Genomic DNA, 21,522 nt, shown 5'->3' on the forward strand with positions numbered 1-21,522 from the left:
ATCGGCCGCCCGACTCGCACGGGCTGGCACAACGCCAACACGAACTGCGGCGCCACCGCATCGGGCACCACCTCGCGCCGACTTTTCGGCAAGCCCACGCCGCCAGTCGGTCACGGCAGTCCCGACTGCCGTGTCTCCTCGTCAGTAAGTACCGACCAGATTCAAGAACCAACCCTTGTGGTCGTAGTCGAAGTTGGTCAGGTCGTCGCTGAACTCGGTGAAGTTGTAACCCACGCCGACGCGGAAGTTGCGGCCGATGTCGCGGTCCACGCCGACCAGGAAGCCCTGACGGTCGCCGCCGTCGCGCACGCCCAGCCAGCGGTATTCGGCCAGCGCATGCCAGGTTTCGGCGAACTCGTAACGGGCCTGCACGGCGGCGAAGGTCGTCGCCGAATCGGCCCACTGGCCTTCGAGGCGGCCGTAACGCACTTCGCCTTCGCGACGCGCCAGCTTGCCTGCGAACTCCCAATGGTGGTTCGGGTTGTAGATGCCTTCCAACGACAGGATCTGACTGCGCTGATCGTAGAACGCCACGTTGTCGCCGATCTGCGGCAGCGCCGAGACGTCGTACAGATACGTGTACTTGCCGAGCAGCGCGTATTTGGTGCTGTTCCAGGGCCGCCAGGCGAAACCGATGTTGCCTTCGATGAACTTGGCGCCGGCCTCGGCGTTGATCTGGTCGGTGGTCTCGGAGTAGTTGAAGCGGGCGGCGATCCGGAAGCTTTCGTTGATCTTGTGGGTCAGGTTATTCGTCGTGACCCACTGCTCGCGACGTTCCGCACCAGTGTCCTCGCGCCACTCCAGCTTGCTTTGCCACTGCGTCGCCGCCGAGGTGTGGCCGCCGCTGAGGCTGACCGCGCGGCGATCGACTTCGCCGATCTCCTTGTCCAGGCGTGCGCTTTGCAGGGTGAAGCCGAGGTTCCAGCCCTGGCTCGGATAGAAATCCATGCCGTAGGTATGGGCCAGGCCGGATTCGTTCGGCGCCTTCAGGAACTGGCTCTCGTTGTACATGCTGACCTGGTTCGACAGGCGCCAGCGCTGGCCGAGCGTCCAACCCGAGTTGAGGCGGTTGTTGAACAGCGGGTCGTAATCGGTGCGGTCGGTCGAATAAGTGTAGCTGCCGTAGACCGTGTGGTCGGGCTGGATGCGGTATTCGGCGTTGATCTGCGCCGCGTCGCCACGGTCGCCGGTGGTCAGCTCGGCGCCGACGCTCGACAGATTGCCGAACACGTACTTGCCGCCGAGTGTGAAGGCGTCGTTGTCGGCGTAGCGGCCGTCGTCGTCGTCCAGGGTCACCTGGGCGGTGCCGTACAGGTCGAAGCTGCTGCCGAAGCGGCGCTTGTACTGCAGGGCGCCGAGTACGCCGGCGGCGTCGAGGGTGGCGCGGTTCTCCTCCACCCGGCGGATTTCAGCGGCCCAGGTGGTCGAGTCGCTGATCCGCCATTCGCCGGTCAGCTGCGCCTGGGTCAGCGATTCGGTGCCGCGTTCGGCCCGGCTGTAGCGGCCGTAGATGTTGAACGAGGGATTGAACTGGCCCAGCACTTCGAAACCCCGTTCCTCGACTTCCTGGCCCAGGTCGTAGCGCGAGATCGAGAAGCCCGGATCGACGCGTCGCCACCAGGCGCCGGCCGACCAGTCCAGATCGGTCCAGCCCAATTCCTTGAAGTTGGCCCGCGCTTCCACCGACCGCGCTTCGCCCTTGCGGTTGTCGAGGCCGGAATTGATTTCGTTGAAGCTCAGGCCGCCGTTGTCGGAGAAGAAGATCGGCGAGCTGGTCGCTTCGGTCCGGCTCTGCTCCAGCTTGAGGTAGGTGCCGCGGCCGGCCTGCAAGGTCAGGTCGGCGCCCTTCAGGGTGTAGTCGTCGCCGGCGCGGTTCTCGTCGACATAAGTCGCGCCGAGCGCGACGTGGTTGCCGAACCAATGCTTGCCGCGGAAACCGGCGGTGACCGAGTCGGCATCGAAGCCGTTCGGAATGAACTCGTAGTCGACCAGCAGCACCTGGGTGAAGCCGTCCAGGGGCGTGTCGCGGGTCAAGGTCGGGATGTTCTCGCGGGTGACCTGCGCGAGCGGACGCGTCAGCAGGATGCGGCCCTGCATCTCGTCGATCTCGTAGTCGGCGCCCCGCACCAGGTCGACCCGGTTCTCGACCCGGCCGGTGGTGGCGTCGCGGACTTCCAGCACGATCTTGTCCGAGCCCGGCAGCACGTCGGTGTGCTTGAGGTAGTACAGGCTGCCGCCGGTGCCGATGAACTCGTTATGGCCGGGCGCGGTCTGCGCCTCGGACCCGAACACGCGCAGTTCGCTGCCGGGCTCGCCGAGCACGGTGCTGCGGCGACTGCGCCAGTTCACCGCGCCGCCGTACAGCGAACGGCTGTATTGGCCGTACTCGGTGCCGGTGATGCCGGTCTCGAAGTTGCCCCACAGCGCCTGGCTCTTGTCCCAATCGACCCGGACGTACAGCCGGCCCATGGTGTCGACGTCGCGGTAGGTGGTCGAGTCGTCGCCGTAGACCGGGTAATACAGGTCCGGATCGAGGCGGCGGAAGATGTCCTGCGGATCGGCTTTCCAGAAGCCGTTGAACAACTGGCTGACCTCGCGCTCGCGCGTGTCGGCCTGGGCGGTGACCAGGTACTTGCCCTTGATCTTGCCCTTCAGATAAAAGCCCAGGCGGCCTTCGAGCAGGAAGCTCTTGTCGAAGTGCTCGTCGCCGGCCAGAGGCTCGATCGAACCGGAGGCGCTGCCCTTGGACGCGGTCACATCGGCGATCGCGACGGCGAACATGTAGCGCCCGCTGACGTCGATGTCGAGCTTGTGATTGATCTCGCCGCCCTCGCCCTTCAGGCGCAGGTCGTACTCGTGGCGGCCGATCGGCTCGAGGTATTCGGCGACCAGCTTGCGTTCCAGGTCGACCGGGAAGTTGCGCCCGTTGATCGTGACCGAATAGTTCTCGGGGATGTTGCGGCCCTGGATGCGGATGCGCGAGCCGTAGATGCCGATGTTCTGCTGGCGCAGGGTGCTGCTGCCGAACACCGCTTCGGTCAGGCTGTTGCGCTGCGCCTCTTCGACGCCGAGCGAGGTGCCCTGCTTGCGCTCCATGGCGTTGCGCATGGTCTGCAGGCCGCGTTCGGCCTCTTCCGGCCGGACCAGTTGCATGCGTTGCGGATAGGTTTCGTCGACGCTGCCGTCCGCGCCGTAGGCACGCACGAGGTACAGCAGTTCGTCGCCGGCACGCGCCTCATAACCGGCCGGCAGGGTGCCGTCCCATTCGGCCTCGCTGATCGCACCGACCGGCAGCTCGACCTTGGCCAGCGGATCGACCAGGTCGGTGTCGCTGGCGCGGTAGATCAGCACTTCGGCGCGCTGGATGAACGAGGAATAGTTGTTGTACGCGTAGAAGCGCACTGGCTTGAGCACTTTGGTGCCGTCGAACGACACCAGGCTGCTGCTGCTGATGTTCATCTCCGGCCGGCCGAGGGTGGGATCCTCGGTCGCCCAGATCACGCCGCCGTTGGGCAGGCTGACCGACCACTTGCCGATCGCCACCGCCTTGCCCGGCTGCTCCAGCGCCACCGTCACGCGGCGGTCCGGCTGCAGGGCTTCCGACGAGGACTTCGCCGTCGTGCCCTGGGTGACCGGCTTGCTGTAGCTGCGCGTGCGCAGCTTGAACAGCAAGCCGTCTTCGCCGCTGCACGCGTCTTCGGTGCACTTCACGGCTTCGGCGGCCCCTTCGGTCTGGGCGGCGGCCTCCTTGGTGGACTCCTGCGCAGTCGCCAACGGGGCTGCGCCCGCCAACAGGCTGATCAGGGTGTAGTCCAGCAATTTCATTTTCATCTTCATGATCCGCCCCCTCAATTCCGCTTCACGTCGACAGGGGCTGTCGGATCGTTACTCGACTCGACTCGCACCTTGGCGCGCACTTCGGGGCTCAGTCGTTGGGCCAACGCGTCGTAGACGGCCTTGGCGCGTCGCATGCCGAGCGCAGTGTTGTATTGGTACGAAGCGCGTACATCGGTGTGACCGACGATCGCGATGACGCCGCCGTGCATGCGCTCCAGCGCAGCAGCGACCTTGTCGAGCAGCGGCTCGAACTCCGGCTTGATGGTCTCCTTGTCGGTATCGAACAGCACCGTGCCCAGCAGCGCACCGCCCTCGCCCAGGCCGACGATCAGCGAACCCGGGTCATCGGCGTTGCCGCGGACGCTGACCTTCAGCGCCTGCAGCACGTCGGCCGGCAATTGCTTGACCAACGCGGCCTTGACCGCGGAAGCCCGATCGAACGCCAGCGACTCGCTATCGCCGTTGGCGCTGATCACCACTTCGCCGCCGCGGTGCTGCTTGATCTTCTCGGCCATCTTCTCGACCGCCGGCAGATACTGCGCACGCACCTCGGCGCTGCCCGGGGCGAAGAAGACTTCGCCCAGCTCCATCTCGACCTGCTCCTCGCCGCCTTCGATCAGCCCCGCCGGCAGCTTGACGCCCCAGTCGAAGCGGACCGGCAGGCCCGGGGTGACGCGACGCGTCAGCGGGTTGTCGGTGGTGAACACGCTGCCCGGAGGCAGGGTCGACGGATCGACCTTGAGGATGAAGTTGCGGCCGCGTTCCAGGGTACCCACGTCCACGCCTTCGAGGTGATAGCGGCCGAACTGGTCGGTCTCCATCAACAAGCCCTCGATCGAGGCGATGCGCACGCCCGGGATACCGCGTTCGTCGACACCGGTGTTGCGGACGATGTAGTCGACCACGTAGCCGCCTTCGGTTGGGCTGACCCGACGCTCCACCGTCGGCGCCGCCGCGCTCAGGTTCTTGGCCGCGTCGCCGCTGCGTTCGATCCGGGTAGTACCGGCCGCATCCATCCGCACCGTCACGCCCTGCCTGGTGGTCAAGGCGAAGTCGTCGGTGAAGCTCAGCTCCTTCAGGCGCTGGCTGATCACCACGCGGTGCGCATCGGCCGGATCGGCATCGGACTGGCGGGCCGAGATGCTGCCCAGGACGATGCCGTGCAGCATCGGCGAGCTCGCATCGGGTTCCGCCTGCGGACCGTTGCCGCGGTCGACCGTGGTCGAGTTCGGCAGGTAGGCCTGCGGAGCGAAGCCGCCCTGGACCCGCGCATCGTCGATCGCCGCGCTGTCCTGCCAGCCGTCGCCGTCGCGGTCGTCGAACACCGTGCCCAGGACCAGGGCATGGTCGAGCAACGGATCGGCGATCAGCTGCACTTCGGCCGTGGCCACGTTCGAGACGATCTTGCCGTTGTCGCGCATCAACGCACTGTTGGAGTGGATGCCCGCGCGCACGCCGGCGCCGACCCGCAACAGGTAGGTGAACGTCGCGCGCTCGCCGGCGGCGATGTCGACCTGGTCGACCTGGATCGGATAGGTGCCGACCAGGCGGCCGACGCCGTCGCGATCGGCGACCGACAGCGAACCGTCGACGAAGGTGAAGCCCGCGGGCGGCGTGTCGACCAGGGTCGCGTCGATCGCGTCGACGGTACCGGTGTTCTCCACCGTCACTGTGTAGCGGACCAGGTCGCCGATCTTCACGTCGCGCGGCGAGGCCTGCTTGATCACCCGCAGGATCGGCGGCGGCGCAACCGTGGTGCTGGTGGTGCACGCGCCCACGCAGGACGGGTTGTCCGCACCAGTGCCGACCACGGTGTTGTTCACCGTTTCCGATGCCTGTGCGTTGACCTTCGCGGTGTAGCTCACCGTGTAGGTGCCCGGCACCGTACCGGCCGGCAAGGTGCACACCAGCGGGTTGGCCGCGTTGCAGCTGTAGCCGGCGGCGTTGGTCACCGCGGTGAAGTCCAGACCCGTGCCGAGGGTATCGGTCAGGGTCAGGGCGTTGCGCGTCGGCGCATTGGCCACCGTCGTCGTCAGCGTGTAGGTGATCGTGTCGCCTTCGGCCACTGGGCCGGCCGTACTGGCCGACTTGGTGTAGCTGACCACCGGCGGCGCGACTTCCGTCGTCACCGAGCACCCCACGTTGCTGCAGTTCGGCGCATCGGTACCGGTACCGACCACCGCGTTGTTGACGCTGCCGCCGGCTTGGCCGTTGACCCGCGCGGTGTAAGTCACCGCGTAACTGCCCGGCACCGTACCGGCCGGCAGGCTGCACACCAACGGATTGGCCGCATTGCAGGTGAAGGCACCGGCGCTGGTCACCGCGACGAAGTCCAGGCCGGACCCCATCGTGTCGGTCAGCGTGGTCACGCCCGTCGTCTGCGCGTTGGTCACCGTGGCCGTCAAGGTGTAGGTGATTACATCGCCGACCACGACCGGACCGGCGGTGCTCGCCGTCTTCTCGTAGCTCACCGCCGACGCCGTCACCGGAGTCGTGGTGGTGCAGGTGCCGGTGCAGGTCGGGTTGTCCGTGCCCGTAGCGACGACCGCGTTGGTCACCGAACCGGTGGCCTGAGCGTTGACTCGCGCCGTGTACGTCACGACGTAGGCGCCCGGGACGGTGCCCGCCGGCAGCGTGCAGACCAGCGGGTTCGCAGCGTTGCAGGCGTAGCTGCCGGCACTGGTCACCGCCACGAAATCCAGGCCAGCGCCCAGCGTGTCGGTCAGGGTCAGCGCGCCGATGGTCTGCGCGTTGGCCACCGTCGTCGTCAACGTGTAGGTGATCACGTCGCCGACCACGACCGGACCGGCCGTGCTGGAGGACTTGGTGTAGCTGACCGTCGACGGCACCACCGGAGTGTTGATCGTCGTGGTGCACGTCGGATCGGTACTGCCCACCGGGCAGACCGGGCTGGTCGAAGTCGCGGTGTTGCTGATGCTGCCCGCAGTCACGTCGGCCGCGGTCACCACGTAGGTACCGGTCAGCACGCAGGTCGCACCCGGCGCGACGCTCGCGCAGGTGATCGTGCTCGGGGTGATCTTGCTGTCGTTCACCACCACATTGGCCAGGTTGCCGCTGGCGCTGGTGTTGGTCACCGTCACCGTGTAGGTCAGCACGTCGCCCACCGTCACCGTGCCGCTGCCGTCGTTGTCGGCATTGGCCATGGTCTTGGCGATCGTCTGGCTCAGCGCCGTCACCGGCGTGGTCACCGTGGTGGTGCAGGCCGGGTCGGTGCTGCCCGCCGGGCAGGCCGGGCTGGTCGAGGTCGCGGTGTTGCTGATGCTGCCCGCAGTCACGTCGGCCGCGGTCACCACGTAGGTGCCGGTCAGCACGCAGGTGGCACCCGGCGCCACCGATGCACAGGTGGTCGTGCTCGGGGTGATCTTGCTGTCGCTCACCACCACGTTGGTCAGGTTGCCACTCGCGCTGGTGTTGGTCACGGTGACCGTGTAGGTCAGCGTGTCGCCCAGCGACACCGTGCCCGAACCGTCTTCGTCGGCGTTACCCGTCATCGCCTTGGCCAGGGTCTGGCTCAGCGCCGTCACCGGCGTGGTCACCGTCGTGGTGCACGCTGGATCGGTGCTGCCCGCCGGGCAGACCGGGCTGGTCGAGGTCGCCGTGTTGCTGATCGAGCCAGCGGTCACGTCGGCCGCCGTCACCACATAGGTACCGGTCAGCACGCAGGTCGCGCCCGGCGCGATGCTCGCGCAGGTGATCGTGCTCGGGGTGATCTTGCTGTCGTTCACCACCACATTGGTCAGGTTGCCGCTCGCGCTGGTGTTGGTCACGGTGACCGTGTAGGTCAGCGTGTCGCCCAGCGACACCGTGCCCGAACCGTCTTCGTCGGCGTTACCGGTCATCGCCTTGGCCAGGGTCTGGCTCAGCGCCGTCACCGGCGTGGTCACCGTCGTGGTGCACGCAGGGTCGGTGCTGCCCGCCGGGCAGGCCGGGCTGGTCGAGGTCGCCGTGTTCACCACGTTGCCGGCGGTCACGTCGGCCGCCGTCACCGTGTAGGTGCCGGTCAACACGCAGGTCGCGCCCGGCGCGACGCTCGCGCAGGTGGTGCTGCTCGGGGTGATCTTGCTGTCGCTCACCACCACGTTGGTCAGGTTGCCGCTTGCGCTGGTGTTGGTCACGGTGACCGTATAGGTCAGCGTGTCGCCCAGCGACACCGTGCCCGAACCGTCTTCGTCGGCGTTACCCGTCATCGCCTTGGCCAGGGTCTGGCTCAGCGCCGTCACCGGCGTGGTCACCGTCGTGGTGCACGCTGGATCGGTGCTGCCCGCCGGGCAGGCCGGGCTGGTCGAGGTCGCCGTGTTCACCACGTTGCCGGCGGTCACATCGGCCGCGGTCACCACGTAGGTGCCGGTCAGCACGCAGGTCGCACCCGGCGCCACCGATGCACAGGTGGTCGTGCTCGGGGTGATCTTGCTGTCGCTCACCACCACGTTGGTCAGGTTGCCGCTCGCGCTGGTGTTGGTCACGGTGACCGTGTAGGTCAGCGTGTCGCCCAGGCTCACCGTGCCCGAACCGTCTTCGTCGGCGTTACCCGTCATCGCCTTGGCCAGGGTCTGGCTCAGCGCCGTCACCGGCGTGGTCACCGTCGTGGTGCACGCTGGATCGGTGCTGCCCACCGGGCAGGCCGGGCTGGCCGAGGTCGCCGTGTTGCTGATCGAGCCAGCGGTCACGTCGGCCGCCGTCACCACATAGGTGCCGGTCAGCACGCAGGTCGCGCCCGGCGCGACGCTCGCGCAGGTGGTGCTGCTCGGGGTGATCTTGGTGTCGCTCACCACCACGTTGGTCAGGTTGCCGCTCGCGCTGGTGTTGGTCACGGTGACCGTGTAGGTCAGCGTGTCGCCCAGGCTCACTGTGCCCGAACCGTCTTCATCGGCATTGCCGGTCATCGCCTTGGCCAGGGTCTGGCTCAGCGCCGTCACCGGCGTGGTCACCGTCGTGGTGCACGCTGGATCGGTGCTGCCCGCCGGGCAGGCCGGGCTGGTCGAGGTCGCCGTGTTCACCACGTTGCCGGCGGTCACGTCGGCCGCCGTCACCACGTAGGTACCGGTCAGCACGCAGGTGGCACCCGGCGCGACGCTCGCGCAGGTGGTCGTGCTCGGGGTGATCTTGCTGTCGCTCACCACCACGTTGGTCAGGTTGCCGCTCGCGCTGGTGTTGGTCACCGTCACCGTGTAGGTCAGCGTGTCGCCCAGGCTCACCGTGCCCGAACCGTCTTCATCGGCATTGCCGGTCATCGCCTTGGCCAGGGTCTGGCTCAGCGCCGTCACCGGCGTGGTCACCGTCGTGGTGCAGGCCGGGTCGGTGCTGCCCGCCGGGCAGGCCGGGCTGGTCGAGGTCGCCGTGTTCCCCACGTTGCCGGCGGTCACGTCGGCCGCGGTCACCACGTAGGTGCCGGTCAACACGCAGGTCGCGCCCGGCGCGACGCTCGCGCAGGTGATCGTGCTCGGGGTGATCTTGCTGTCGCTCACCACCACGTTGGTCAGGTTGCCGCTCGCGCTGGTGTTGGTCACGGTGACCGTGTAGGTCAGCGTGTCGCCCAGCGACACCGTGCCCGAACCGTCTTCATCGGCATTGCCGGTCATCGCCTTGGCCAGGGTCTGGCTCAGCGCCGTCACCGGCGTGGTCACCGTCGTGGTGCAGGCCGGATCGGTGCTGCCCACCGGGCAGGCCGGGCTGGTCGAGGTCGCCGTGTTGCTGATCGAGCCAGCGGTCACATCCGCCGCGGTCACCACATAGGTACCGGTCAGCACGCAGGTCGCGCCCGGCGCGACGCTCGCGCAGGTGGTCGTGCTCGGGGTGATCTTGCTGTCGTTCACCACCACGTTGGTCAGGTTGCCGCTCGCGCTGGTGTTGGTCACGGTGACCGTGTAGGTCAGCGTGTCGCCCAGGCTCACCGTGCCCGAACCGTCTTCGTCGGCGTTACCCGTCATCGCCTTGGCCAGGGTCTGGCTCAGCGCCGTCACCGGCGTGGTCACCGTCGTGGTGCAGGCCGGGTCGGTGCTGCCCGCCGGGCAGGCCGGGCTGGTCGAGGTCGCGGTGTTGCTGATGCTGCCCGCAGTCACGTCGGCCGCGGTCACCACGTAGGTGCCGGTCAGCACGCAGGTGGCACCCGGCGCCACCGATGCACAGGTAGTCGTGCTCGGGGTGATCTTGGTGTCGCTCACCACCACGTTGGTCAGGTTGCCGCTTGCGCTGGTGTTGGTCACGGTGACCGTGTAGGTCAGCGTGTCGCCCAGCGACACCGTGCCCGAACCGTCTTCATCGGCATTGCCGGTCATCGCCTTGGCCAGGGTCTGGCTCAGCGCCGTCACCGGCGTGGTCACCGTCGTGGTGCAGGCCGGATCGGTGCTGCCCGCCGGGCAAGCCGGGCTGGTCGAGGTCGCCGTGTTGCTGATCGAGCCAGCGGTCACATCCGCCGCGGTCACCACATAGGTACCGGTCAGCACGCAGGTCGCGCCCGGCGCGACGCTCGCGCAGGTGATCGTGCTCGGGGTGATCTTGCTGTCGTTCACCACCACATTGGCCAGGTTGCCGCTCGCGCTGGTGTTGGTCACGGTGACCGTGTAGGTCAGCGTGTCGCCCAGCGACACCGTGCCCGAACCGTCTTCGTCGGCGTTACCCGTCATCGCCTTGGCCAGGGTCTGGCTCAGCGCCGTCACCGGCGTGGTCACCGTGGTGGTGCAGGCCGGGTCGGTGCTGCCCGCCGGGCAGACCGGGCTGGTCGAGGTTGCGGTGTTGCTGATCGAGCCGGCGGTCACATCCGCCGCGGTCACCACATAGGTGCCGGTCAGCACGCAGGTGGCACCCGGCGCCACCGATGCACAGGTAGTCGTGCTCGGGGTGATCTTGCTGTCGCTCACCACTACGTTGGTCAGGTTGCCGCTCGCGCTGGTGTTGGTCACCGTCACCGTGTAGGTCAGCACGTCGCCCACCGACACCGTGCCGCTGCCGTCGTTGTCGGCATTGGCCATGGTCTTGGCGATCGTCTGGCTCAGCGCCGTCACCGGGGTGGTCACCGTCGTGGTGCACGCTGGATCGGTGCTGCCCGCCGGGCAGACCGGGCTGGTCGAGGTTGCGGTGTTGCTGATCGAGCCGGCGGTCACGTCGGCCGCCGTCACCGTGTAGGTACCGGTCAGCACGCAGGTGGCACCCGGCGCCACCGATGCACAGGTAGTCGTGCTCGGGGTGATCTTGCTGTCGCTCACCACCACGTTGGTCAGGTTGCCGCTCGCGCTGGTGTTGGTCACGGTGACCGTGTAGGTCAGCGTGTCGCCCACCGACACCGTGCCGCTGCCGTCGTTGTCGGCATTGGCCATGGTCTTGGCGATCGTCTGGCTCAGCGCCGTCACCGGCGTGGTCACCGTCGTGGTGCAGGCCGGGTCGGTGCTGCCCACCGGGCAGACCGGGCTGGTCGAAGTCGCGGTATTCACCACGTTGCCGGCGGTCACGTCGGCCGCCGTCACCGTGTAGGTACCGGTCAGCACGCAGGTCGCGCCCGGCGCCACCGATGCACAGGTGGTGCTGCTCGGGGTGATCTTGCTGTCGTTCACCACCACATTGGCCAGGTTGCCGCTCGCGCTGGTGTTGGTCACCGTCACCGTGTAGGTCAGCACGTCGCCCATCGTCACCGTGCCGCTGCCGTCGTTGTCGGCATTGGCCATGGTCTTGGCGATCGTCTGGCTCAGCGCCGTCACCGGCGTGGTCACCGTCGTGGTGCACGCAGGGTCGGTGCTGCCCACCGGGCAGACCGGGCTGGTCGAAGTCGCGGTATTCACCACGTTGCCGGCGGTCACGTCGGCCGCCGTCACCGTGTAGGTGCCGGTCAACACGCAGGTAGCACCCGGCGCCACCGATGCACAGGTGGTGCTGCTCGGGGTGATCTTGCTGTCGTTCACCACCACGTTGGTCAGGTTGCCGCTGGCGCTGGTGTTGGTCACCGTCACCGTGTAGGTCAGCACGTCGCCCACCGACACTGTGCCGCTGCCGTCGTTGTCGGCATTGGCCATGGTCTTGGCGATCGTCTGGCTCAGCGCCGTCACCGGCGTGGTCACCGTCGTGGTGCAGGCCGGGTCGGTGCTGCCCACCGGGCAGACCGGGCTGGTCGAGGTCGCCGTGTTCACCACGTTGCCGGCGGTCACGTCGGCCGCCGTCACCACGTAGGTACCGGTCAGCACGCAGGTGGCACCCGGCGCGACGCTCGCGCAGGTGATCGTGCTCGGGGTGATCTTGTTGTCGCTCACCACCACGTTGGTCAGGTTGCCGCTGACGCTGGTGTTGGTCACGGTGACCGTGTAGGTCAGCGTGTCGCCCACCGACACCGTGCCGCTGCCGTCGTTGTCGGCATTGGCCATGGTCTTGGCGATTGTCTGGCTCAGCGCCGTCACCGGCGTGGTCACCGTCGTGGTGCAGGCCGGATCGGTGCTGCCCGCCGGGCAGACCGGGCTGGTCGAGGTCGCGGTGTTCACCACGTTGCCGGCGGTCACATCGGCCGTGGTCACCGTGTAGGTGCCGGTCAGCACGCAGGTCGCGCCCGGCGCCACCGATGCACAGGTGGTGCTGCTCGGGGTGATCTTGCTGTCGTTCACCACCACGTTGGTCAGGTTGCCGCTGGCGCTGGTGTTGGTCACCGTCACCGTGTAGGTCAGCACGTCGCCCACCGACACCGTGCCGCTGCCGTCGTTGTCGGCATTGGCCATGGTCTTGGCGATCGTCTGGCTCAGCGCCGTCACCGGCGTGGTCACCGTGGTGGTGCAGGCCGGGTCGGTGCTGCCCACCGGGCAGACCGGGCTGGTCGAAGTCGCGGTATTCACCACGTTGCCGGCGGTCACGTCGGCCGCCGTCACCGTGTAGGTGCCGGTCAGCACGCAGGTGGCACCCGGCGCCACCGATGCACAGGTGGTGCTGCTCGGGGTGATCTTGCTGTCGCTCACCACCACGTTGGTCAGGTTGCCGCTGGCGCTGGTGTTGGTCACCGTCACCGTGTAGGTCAGCACGTCGCCCACCGACACCGTGCCGCTGCCGTCGTTGTCGGCATTGGCCATGGTCTTGGCGATCGTCTGGCTCAGCGCCGTCACCGGCGTGGTCAACGTGGTGGTGCACGCTGGATCGGTGCTCCCTGCCGGGCAGATAGCGCTGGTCGAAGTCGCGGTGTTGCTGACCGAACCGGCGGACACGTCGGCCGCGATCACCGTATAGGTACCGATCAAGGTGCAGGTTCCACCCGGTGCGACGCTTGCGCACGGCGTCGAGCCCCCCGTCGGCGTGATGGTCGGATCGCTCACCACCACGTTATTGAGATTCGTGGTCGTGCTGGTATTGGTCACCGTCACCGTGTAGGTCAGCACGTCACCCAGCGACACCGTGCCGCTGCCGTCGTTGTCGGCATTGGCCATGGTCTTGGCGATCGTCTGCGTCGGCGGAATATCGTCGTTGACGATCGTGCAGGTCGCGCTCACGCCGTTCGCCAAGGTCAGGCTGTTGCCCGACAAGGTGCCCGCGCTGCAGCTCCAGGCACCGGCGGTGTAACCGGCCAAGGTCGCTTCGGTCAGGGTGTAGACGCCGGCGCTGACCGGTGCATTGGTCACCGTCGCGGTGCCGCTGACGCCGGTGATCGTGGTCGGGCCGGTCGCGGTCAGCGGGAAGTCCGTGATCGTCGCGGTGCCGCCGCTGTCGTTGGTCACCGTCTTGACCAGGGTCAAGGTCGCCGCCTGGTCGTCGTTGACGATCGTGCAGGTCGCCGAGACGCCGTTCGCCAGAGTCAGGCTGTTGCCCGACAAAGTGCCCGCGGTACAGCTCCAGGTACCGGCGGTGTAGCCGGGCACCGAAGCTTCGGTCAGGGTGTAGACGCCGGCGCTGACCGGTGCATTGGTCACCGTCGCGGTACCGCTGACGCCGGTGATCGTGGTCGGACCGGTCGCGGTCAGCGGGAAGTCGCTAATCGTCGCGGTGCCGCCGTTGTCGTTGGTCACCGTCTTGACCAGGGTCAAGGTCGCGGCCTGGTCGTCGTTGACGACCGTGCAGGTCGCCGAGACGCCGTTCGCCAAGGTCAGGCTGTTGCCCGACAAAGTGCCCGCGGTGCAGCTCCAGGCGCCGGCGGTGTAACCGGCCACGGAAGCTTCGGTCAGGGTGTAGACGCCGGCGCTGACCGGTGCATTGGTCACCGTCGCGGTGCCGCTGACGCCGGTGATCGTGGTCGGGCCGGTCGCGGTCAGCGGGAAGTCGCTAATCGTCGCGGTGCCGCCGTTGTCGTTGGTCACCGTCTTGACCAGCGTCAAGGTAGCCGCGTCGTCGTTGTTGTTGATGGTGCAGGTCGCGGTGTCGCCGAAAGCGAGCGTCAGGCTGTTGGACACGACCGGCGCGCCGCCGTTGACGACGCAGCTGTAGGTGCCGGCGGTGTAGCCGCTCGGGCCGCCCGTCTCGGAGAGGGTGTAGTTGCCCGGGCTGACCGGGGCATTGGTGACGGCGGTAGCGCCAGAGGCGCCGCTGATCGGGGTCGGGCCCGCAGCCTGCAGCGTCCAGGCGGTTGGGATCGCGGTGCCGCCGTTGTCGTTGGTGACCGTCTTGACCAGGGTCAGGGAGGCCAGGATCGAGTCGCTGTCGGTCGCGCTATTGCACGGGGGGTTGGCGACGTTACAGGTCGGATCGGTCACCCCGGTCGGGGGCGTCACGGTCGCGGTGTTGACGGCCTGGGCCTGCGCCGGGTCCGCGGACAGCAAGAGGGAGGCCGCGAACGCGGCCGGCATGATCATGCGACGGCTGAATGCTGTCGCGAGGGCTTGGAATTTGGCGATCACGCTGTTTGCTCCCCGATTGCCGCCGTGCCGAGCTCGTTGGCACGCGACGTGTTGCTAGCTAAGTGCTGGATTCCTTCCCCGGCCCCTCCTCCCCATCGCCCGATCTCGAGCGACTGCCGCCTGCCTGCGTCACAGGCGGCCTGCCGGATTCGCTCCTCACCTGGGGAGGGGGCGGTCCTGGCAGGAAGGAAAAACGGACACGGACATGCTCAGTGCGGCTGCAAAAACTGTGCCACTGGTCTCACTTTTATGAAATCTGAAGATTTCTAAAAGCGGTTCGGTCTGGATGTGCCCCAAAGCGTCACTTTGTTTACTTACGGCGCCACTTGGCGCCAGCGGGGGTGAAACGGGCCGGATACGCCCGCGGAGGCGGCGCAGCGGCCGGGAACTATTGAGGTTGACCGGCGCCGAATTTGTTTCAAATGAAACTTTTTGCGCGGTATCTCGTCGAGCCATGTCCCCTCCCCCTGAGAGTCCTATCGCCGCAACCGGACCAAACCCCACTCAACCCCTCTGTTCGAAGGCGACAGGACGCCGCCGAACAGGCAATCGACAGTTAATGTGCTTAGTAGCTTGCGTTTAACGATCTACTAACCCCACAGCCCATTAATGTGACGATAAACACAGATTGCTCCGGAGTCATCCAATTTAGACGACCGTTTGTCGGTTACGCGCCGGGTTCGCTGAACCGTTGTCCGTAACTGAATGAGATGGCTGAACGATTCAGTTAAACGGTCCGTACCGGTCTCTGGACGCGGGGCGAGTCGCCTTCTCCTCAAGAAGTGAGCTACCAATTGGACCCGCCTTGAAGCTGCGGGGGCCGGCGATAGACAGATCGGCCGCTCGTACGTCGGCCCTGCGTCGCTCTCGAAGGCCGCCGATCGCCTGGGTCGCGCGAGGGAGCGCCTCTAGGGCCGCAACCGGGCCGCAGGTCGGTCCTATCGACGGATCGCGACGGCCCTCCCCCGGGAAGCCGCGCCCCACCACTGCCACCGGCCAAACCGCCGGGCGGTAAAAGTCGCGCCCATAAAAAAGGGCGGCCGAAGCCGCCCTTTCACACACAACGCAGGAGATCCTGCACCCCGATAGGCGGTAATCAGCCGCCGTTCTTGGCGCCGCCGTTGGACTGGACCTTGGCGACGTAAGCCTTGTACTCGTCCGGCGTCAGCGCGCCGTTGGCATCGGAATCGGCCTGCTCGAAGACCTGGCCCAGCGCGGGGACCGCGGCGGCCTCGGTCTTGCTCAGGTTGCCGTCCTTATCGCCATCGACGTCGGCCCAGCTCTTCTTCTGCGGAGCCGCGGCGGTCGGCTGTGCGGCGCTAGCCGCTGCCGTGTCCTGCGCGCCCGTGGCCGCCGCGGCGGCATCTTCGGTCGGCGGCGTCTGCGCGGCGTTGGTGGACTGTGCGAACGCGAGCGGCGCGGACAGCGATGCGACCAGAGCCAAGGTACCGATCAGCGACTTGCGGGAAATCTGGTTCATGAGTGTCTCCTGGAATGAGTTTGCTGTACTGCGCGGTCTCGATGCCGGTGGACTTACCGCACGTGTCCACCTTGCCGCCGCGCTTCTGAACCGATCGGCGTCCACAAGCGTTAAAGCTACGTTGGCTTAACCACAACCGTGGCCGATGCCGTTAGGCCGTCGGCGAATTGAGCGACCGGAGCACGGCAAAACGTGACCTGCGGCGTCAATTGCCTGCGCGCGACCGATGCGCATTCGCTGAACGCAACACAACGTTTACGAATGGCCGGTCAACCGGTGGGATGAGAGCGTCGTGCAACCGCGTATTCAAGCCCGCATGCGCCGGGACGCGATCCGTTCGCGAGCGCAGGTCCAACCTGGTCAGGCCGTGGCCGCGACAAAACGCAGCTCGCGCTGCGCAGATTCCGGCGCCGTCACCCGCAGGCAATGCTCGGCCTCGCGCTCCAGCGCCTGGCGATCGGCAGCCTTGAGCCGCTTGAACGGGGCGATGCTGAGCGTCGCGCAGCGGGCGTCGCGCTGCAGTTTCCAGGTCCCGGCGACGAAACCGTCGACCAGGATCGTCGCCGCGACCAAGCCGTTGCGGGTGAAGATCGCGCCGCGCCGGGACTCGTCGAAGATGCGAGAACGTTCGGCATGCGACAGCAGGACGTTATCGAACTCGGGCAGCAACCGCGCCGGCGCCGGCGCGGCGGTGTCTGGACGCGGCGCCTCGGGCAGGTCGAACAACTCGGTGCCGGCTTCGTCGCGAAACACCCGCAAGCCCGGACGCAGACGGTCGAGGCGCTCGCGCACCGCGGTCAGTCCGGACCAGGTCGTCGCATCGCGTGCACTGGCCGGGCCGAACGCGCCGAGATAACGCAACAGCATCGCGTCGATCGCGTCTTCGCCGGCGCTGTCGTCTATCGACGCGCCCAGCCAGTCGATCGCGGTGGCGAAACAGGCCGGCTTGTGCGAATCCCACAGGCCCGCGGGCGGCACGTGCACCAAGGGCTCGGCGCCGCGCACCAGCAAAGCGAGTTCGTTGGCGTCGTGCCCGGGCCAGTGCGCACGCAAGGCTTCGCCGAGCGCGGTCGCGCTGAGCGGCTGCGCGCGCAGGGCTTCGAAGCCGGCTCGGCGCACCGCCGCGAGGTCCAGGCCTTTCAACGCGCGCGCATGCCCGCTCTGCAACGACAGCCGCTGCAAGACCGGCTGCAACACCGGACGCAGCCGTCGATAGTCCTGCGCGCTGACCAGGTGCAAGGTGCCGCGCATCATCGTCGCGCGAACCACCTCGCGGGCCCGCAACGCCTGGGTCAGATCGTCGAGGGCGAAATCGCGCAGGCGCGTCCATAGCCCCAGATACGGCGGGTTGGGCGCCTGCGCCTGCAGGCCGAGCAGGCGCTCGATCATCGCCGGCACGGATTCGCCGCTGCGTTCGAGCAGCGACTGCCGCGCCAGCAGCGCGCGATTCAGCGCGCGGGCGCTCAATACCTCGGCGGACGCTTGCCGGGACGTACTGGCGCCCGCGGCAGCGACCGGTTTCGTGCCCGCCACCGGAGTCAATCCCGCCTCCGGGCGTGTACCGGGACCAGGCTTCGGCAAGTCGCCGCCGGGCTCACGCCTCGTCTTCCGCGTAGACCGCGACCTGCGGCTGGCCGTCCTCGTCGAGACTCACCGCGACCACGATCGGCCTGCAGCAGACTTGGCAATCCTCGATATAGCGCTGATCGCCGGCGGAATCGTCGACGACCAGGTCGATCGGCTCGCCGCAGTAAGGACATTGGACTTCGACGCTCGGCAACATGGCGATGCCCCGGTGACGGACTCGCCATAGCATGGTGCCGCCGCGAATCCGGCGTCCAGTGATTCCTCGTTCCTGTCTGCGGCGGCGACCGTTCGTCGCCTGCGTGCGCGCGCTCACCCTGGACTCATCGACCGCGGCGGAAGCTGACGACGATACGGCGCGGACCGGCAGCCGCCGCTGGCCGGCCCGATGCGATCGGCGCTCTTGCATGCCTCGGCAGCGGGCGCTCACGGCGAGCGTCCACGGTGGCGCCCCGGCGAAGCGGCGGACCGCATCCGGAGAGCGACATGAAGACCCGTCATGTGTTCAGCACCCCCGACCTCGCCACCGCGCAGGAGGCCATGCAGGCCGCGCTCGAAGCCGGCGTGCGCGACGACGACATCCTGCTGATCGCGCGTTCCGACATCGAGCTCGAATCGATTCCGAACGAGCGCAAGGAAGCCGATACCGATTTGATGTCGGCGGCGCTGCGCGGCGCCGGCTACGGCGGCGCCACCGGCCTGCTCGCCGGCCTGCTCGCCGTCGTCGTCACTCCGATCGGCCTGACCATCGCCGGCGCCGCGGCGGCGACCGCGGCCGGCGCCATGGTCGGCTGCTGGGCCTCGGCCTTGATGGGCTCGGCCCTGCCCGACCCGATCCGGCGCAAGTTCGACGCGCATATCCAGCAAGGCCGCATCCTGGTGGTGATCGACGGCGACCACGATCTGCTGCGGCAGGCAGAGGCACGGGTGCTGCGCGAGGCGGTCGGCGCCGAGTTGCTGCCGTTCGACTCGCTCAAGGCCTTCGCCTGAATCCGGCGCGCGGCGGCGGCATGCTCACGACTTCGTAGCGTCCAGGCCTCATTGCCTGCGTGATCGCGTTTGCGAATCGCGGCGGCGCTCGCGCGTGCGCCGTGAATTGCCGATCCGGTCGCAAGACCGGCGGTGCTTCGATGGCACTCTCGGCCGGCCTCAAACCCCACGCCTGCCAGACATCGGAGACCCACCATGAACCGCTCGATGCTCTCCCTCGTTTGCTCCGCCGCGCTGCTCGGCGCCCTCGCCGCGCCCGCGGCCAGCGCGCTCGACCATGCCAGCGCAAACCGTGCCAACACGAACAGCGCGGCCGAATCGGCCAAGGCGCTGCCGTTCACCGCGACCGAAGTCGCGCGCTTCAACGAACCCTGGGCGATGACCTTCCTGCCCGACGGCCGCCTGCTGGTCACCGAGAAGCGCGGCGTGCTCAAGCTGCAGACCATCGGCGGCAGCGTACGCACGGTCACCGGCGTGCCCGCGGTCGCCTATGGCGGCCAGGGCGGCCTGGGCGACGTGATCCTACATCCGCAGTACGCCACCAACCGATACGTCTACATCAGCTACGCCGAACGCGGCAGCACCACCGGCACCGCCGGCGCCGCGGTCGCGCGCGCCAGGCTCAACATCGGTTCGACCAGCGCCTCGCTGAGCGAGTTGCGGGTGATCTGGCGCCAGCCGAAAGTCAGCGGCAGCAATCACTACGGCCACCGACTCGCCTTCGGTCCCGACCGCAAGCTGTGGATCACCTCGAGCGAGCGGCAGAAGTTCGACCCCGCCCAGGACCTCAACTCCTCGCTCGGCAAGGTCATCCGCCTCAACGACGACGGCAGCGTGCCCACCGACAATCCCTTCTACGGCCGCGGCGGCGTCGCCGCGACGGTATGGTCCTACGGCCATCGCAATCTGCTCGGCATCGCCTTCGATGCGCAGAGCAAGCTGTGGATCCACGAGATGGGGCCGAAGGGCGGCGACGAACTCAACCTGATCGAACGCGGTTCCAACTACGGTTGGCCGCTGGTATCGCAGGGCGACCACTACGACGGCACGCCGATCCCGCGCCACAGCACCCGCCCCGACCTCAACGCGCCGGAAGCCTGGTGGACACCGGTGATAGCGCCGGCCGGCTTCATCATCTACTCCGGCACCCGTTTCCCGGCCTGGGCCGGCAACGGCCTGATCGGCGGCCTGGCTTCGCAGGCGCTGATCCGCGTGCGCTTCAGCGGCAGCACCGCCGCCGAGGCCGAGCGTTATCCGATGGGCAAGCGCATCCGCGAAGTAGAGCAAGGCCCGAACGGCGACGTCTGGGTGCTCGAAGACGGCACCGGCGCGCGCCTGCTGCGCCTGACACCGCTGTAAGGCCGACACGGCCCGCCCTCTCCCCAAGCCGGGAGAGGGCGGCGCTTATTGCGCGGCTTTCAACACCGGCTTGCGCGTGCCGAGCGCGAGTTGATAGCGCTGGTGCAGAGCCTGCACCTTGGCGATGTATTCCTGGGTTTCGCGATACGGCGGCACGCCGCCGTAACGGGTCACCGTGCCGATGCCGGCGTTGTAGGCGGCCGCGACCAACATCAAATCGCCCTTGTAGCGCCGCATCAACGCCTTGAGATGACGTGCGCCGGCATTGATCGATTCGGCCGACGAGAACGGATCGAGCACGCCGTATTCCTTGGCCGTCTCCGGCATCAACTGCATCACGCCCTGCGCGCCCTTGGACGAGACCGCCTTTGCGTCGAAGCCGCTCTCGGCATGGGCGATCGCGCGCAACCAGGCATCGTCGAGGCCGTTGGCCTTGGCCGCGGAACGGAACTGCGCCGGGTACTTGTCGAGTTGGGCCTTGCCGACCTTGCCCAGGCCGGGATGCGCGGGCTCGCCGGGCGGCGTGTCCACGGTGAAGCCCATCACCCGCACCGAGCCGGGCAGCTTGCGCGTGCTGTAGACGGTCTTGCCGTCCTGCTGGCGCTCGTAGAGGTTGCCGTTGATCACGCCCATCTCGCCCCACAGATTGGGCAGCTTGGCGACGTTGTCGTCGAACTGTTTGGCGACGCAGCGCGAACCGGGCTCGGGCGCGGTGGCGAGGCTGACAGTGCCGTCGCGCACGCAGCGGTACACGGTGCGCGCCTGCGCACCCGCGGCCAGCGTCGACAGGACGAGGATGGCGACGATGCGCAGGGCGGCGGCGGGCGGACGGGCGTTCATTCGCCGCGATTCTAGGCTCGCCGGCGGGCAGCGCCAGCGCCGAAGGTCAGGCCGGCGGCGCTGGGTTCACGATTGCCAAGATCGCGTTCAGCCGGCAGCGCCGGCCAGCCCGTACGCCCTGGCCGCGCGCAACAGAAAGGGCGGCCTCGCGGCCGCCCTTCTGCGTTGGCTGGGGCCGGCCATCGCGGGCGATGGCCGCCGTCCTGGAATCAGGTACCCGAACCGTCGCCGCTCGCCGGCGGAGCCGCCGCATCGGCCGGGGCGGCTTCGGCCGCCGGCGCGCTCGATGCCGCCGGCGCGTCGGTGGTCTCGCCCTTGCTCGCGCAAGCGGCCAGGCCGAGTACGCTGATCGCGGCCAGGCCGTACAGTGCGGTGCGAATCGTGGTCTTCATGGATGCGGTTACCTCCGGTGTCGTGTGTCCGAACGGATCGGATCGGGAATCGTCGTTGCTGCAACGCGTGCCGTGATGCGAGGCACGGCCTGCACACTGCCGTCATCGGCATGAACGAAAACGCGCCGCGAAGCCTCCCGGCTACGGATCCTTAACCCGCCCGCCGGCGATACACGGTAGACCCGGCCCGATGAACCGCCGAAACCGTGCGCCAGGCCTCGTTCCCGCT

At 67.8% G+C, this 21,522-nt stretch carries 9 protein-coding genes; 2 read left to right on the forward strand and 7 right to left on the reverse strand.

The features are described 5' to 3' along the window. Positions 1–141 precede the first annotated feature (141 nt). From ACSAMQ_RS04555 to ACSAMQ_RS04575, 5 genes are all read right to left on the reverse strand, one after another. Positions 142–3,831 carry a hypothetical protein gene (locus ACSAMQ_RS04555; protein ID WP_435394505.1) on the reverse strand — a complete coding sequence of 1,230 codons (3,690 nt, stop codon included), beginning with the start codon at positions 3,829–3,831 and terminating at the stop codon, positions 142–144. 17 nt (positions 3,832–3,848) lie between these two features. Further along, positions 3,849–14,648: a DUF7507 domain-containing protein gene (locus ACSAMQ_RS04560; RefSeq protein WP_435394506.1), complete on the reverse strand. Its 10,800-nt coding sequence runs from the start codon at positions 14,646–14,648 to the stop codon at positions 3,849–3,851. Between the two features lie 1,096 nt (positions 14,649–15,744). Next, entirely contained in the window at positions 15,745–16,128 is a 384-nt protein-coding gene (locus tag ACSAMQ_RS04565) for an EF-hand domain-containing protein (RefSeq protein WP_435394507.1), read from the reverse strand. A gap of 360 nt (positions 16,129–16,488) precedes the next feature. Then, positions 16,489–17,595 (reverse strand): winged helix DNA-binding domain-containing protein, encoded by a 1,107-nt coding sequence (locus ACSAMQ_RS04570; protein WP_435394508.1) that lies wholly within the window; start codon positions 17,593–17,595, stop codon positions 16,489–16,491. 127 nt (positions 17,596–17,722) lie between these two features. Next, positions 17,723–17,911 (reverse strand): CPXCG motif-containing cysteine-rich protein, encoded by a 189-nt coding sequence (locus ACSAMQ_RS04575; RefSeq protein WP_435394509.1) that lies wholly within the window; start codon positions 17,909–17,911, stop codon positions 17,723–17,725. Between the two features lie 287 nt (positions 17,912–18,198). Between ACSAMQ_RS04575 and ACSAMQ_RS04580 the strand changes: the two genes are divergently transcribed. Next, entirely contained in the window at positions 18,199–18,702 is a 504-nt protein-coding gene (locus tag ACSAMQ_RS04580) for a hypothetical protein (protein ID WP_435394510.1), read from the forward strand. Between the two features lie 195 nt (positions 18,703–18,897). Next, positions 18,898–20,061 (forward strand): PQQ-dependent sugar dehydrogenase, encoded by a 1,164-nt coding sequence (locus ACSAMQ_RS04585; RefSeq protein ID WP_435394511.1) that lies wholly within the window; start codon positions 18,898–18,900, stop codon positions 20,059–20,061. 45 nt (positions 20,062–20,106) lie between these two features. Here the strand turns inward: ACSAMQ_RS04585 and ACSAMQ_RS04590 are convergent, their stop codons facing one another. Continuing rightward, positions 20,107–20,901: a lytic transglycosylase domain-containing protein gene (locus tag ACSAMQ_RS04590; protein ID WP_435394512.1), complete on the reverse strand. Its 795-nt coding sequence runs from the start codon at positions 20,899–20,901 to the stop codon at positions 20,107–20,109. Positions 20,902–21,110: 209 nt separating this feature from the next. After that, complete coding sequence (locus ACSAMQ_RS04595) at positions 21,111–21,293, reverse strand: hypothetical protein (protein WP_057916776.1); 183 nt, start codon at positions 21,291–21,293, stop codon at positions 21,111–21,113. Positions 21,294–21,522 lie beyond the last annotated feature (229 nt).

The sequence above is a fragment of the Lysobacter sp. 1R34A genome, from assembly GCF_051217035.1.
GTDB lineage: Bacteria > Pseudomonadota > Gammaproteobacteria > Xanthomonadales > Xanthomonadaceae > Lysobacter.

Excerpts from the sequence above, each read along its gene's own strand:
- ACSAMQ_RS04555 (WP_435394505.1), bottom strand. The coding sequence starts at position 3,831 with ATGAAAATGAAATTGCTGGACTACACCCTGATCAGCCTGTTGGCGGGC.
- ACSAMQ_RS04565 (WP_435394507.1), bottom strand. The coding sequence starts at position 16,128 with ATGAACCAGATTTCCCGCAAGTCGCTGATCGGTACCTTGGCTCTGGTC.
- ACSAMQ_RS04575 (WP_435394509.1), bottom strand. The coding sequence starts at position 17,911 with ATGTTGCCGAGCGTCGAAGTCCAATGTCCTTACTGCGGCGAGCCGATC.
- ACSAMQ_RS04580 (WP_435394510.1), top strand. The coding sequence starts at position 18,199 with ATGAAGACCCGTCATGTGTTCAGCACCCCCGACCTCGCCACCGCGCAG.
- ACSAMQ_RS04585 (WP_435394511.1), top strand. The coding sequence starts at position 18,898 with ATGAACCGCTCGATGCTCTCCCTCGTTTGCTCCGCCGCGCTGCTCGGC.
- ACSAMQ_RS04590 (WP_435394512.1), bottom strand. The coding sequence starts at position 20,901 with ATGAACGCCCGTCCGCCCGCCGCCGCCCTGCGCATCGTCGCCATCCTC.
- ACSAMQ_RS04595 (WP_057916776.1), bottom strand. The coding sequence starts at position 21,293 with ATGAAGACCACGATTCGCACCGCACTGTACGGCCTGGCCGCGATCAGC.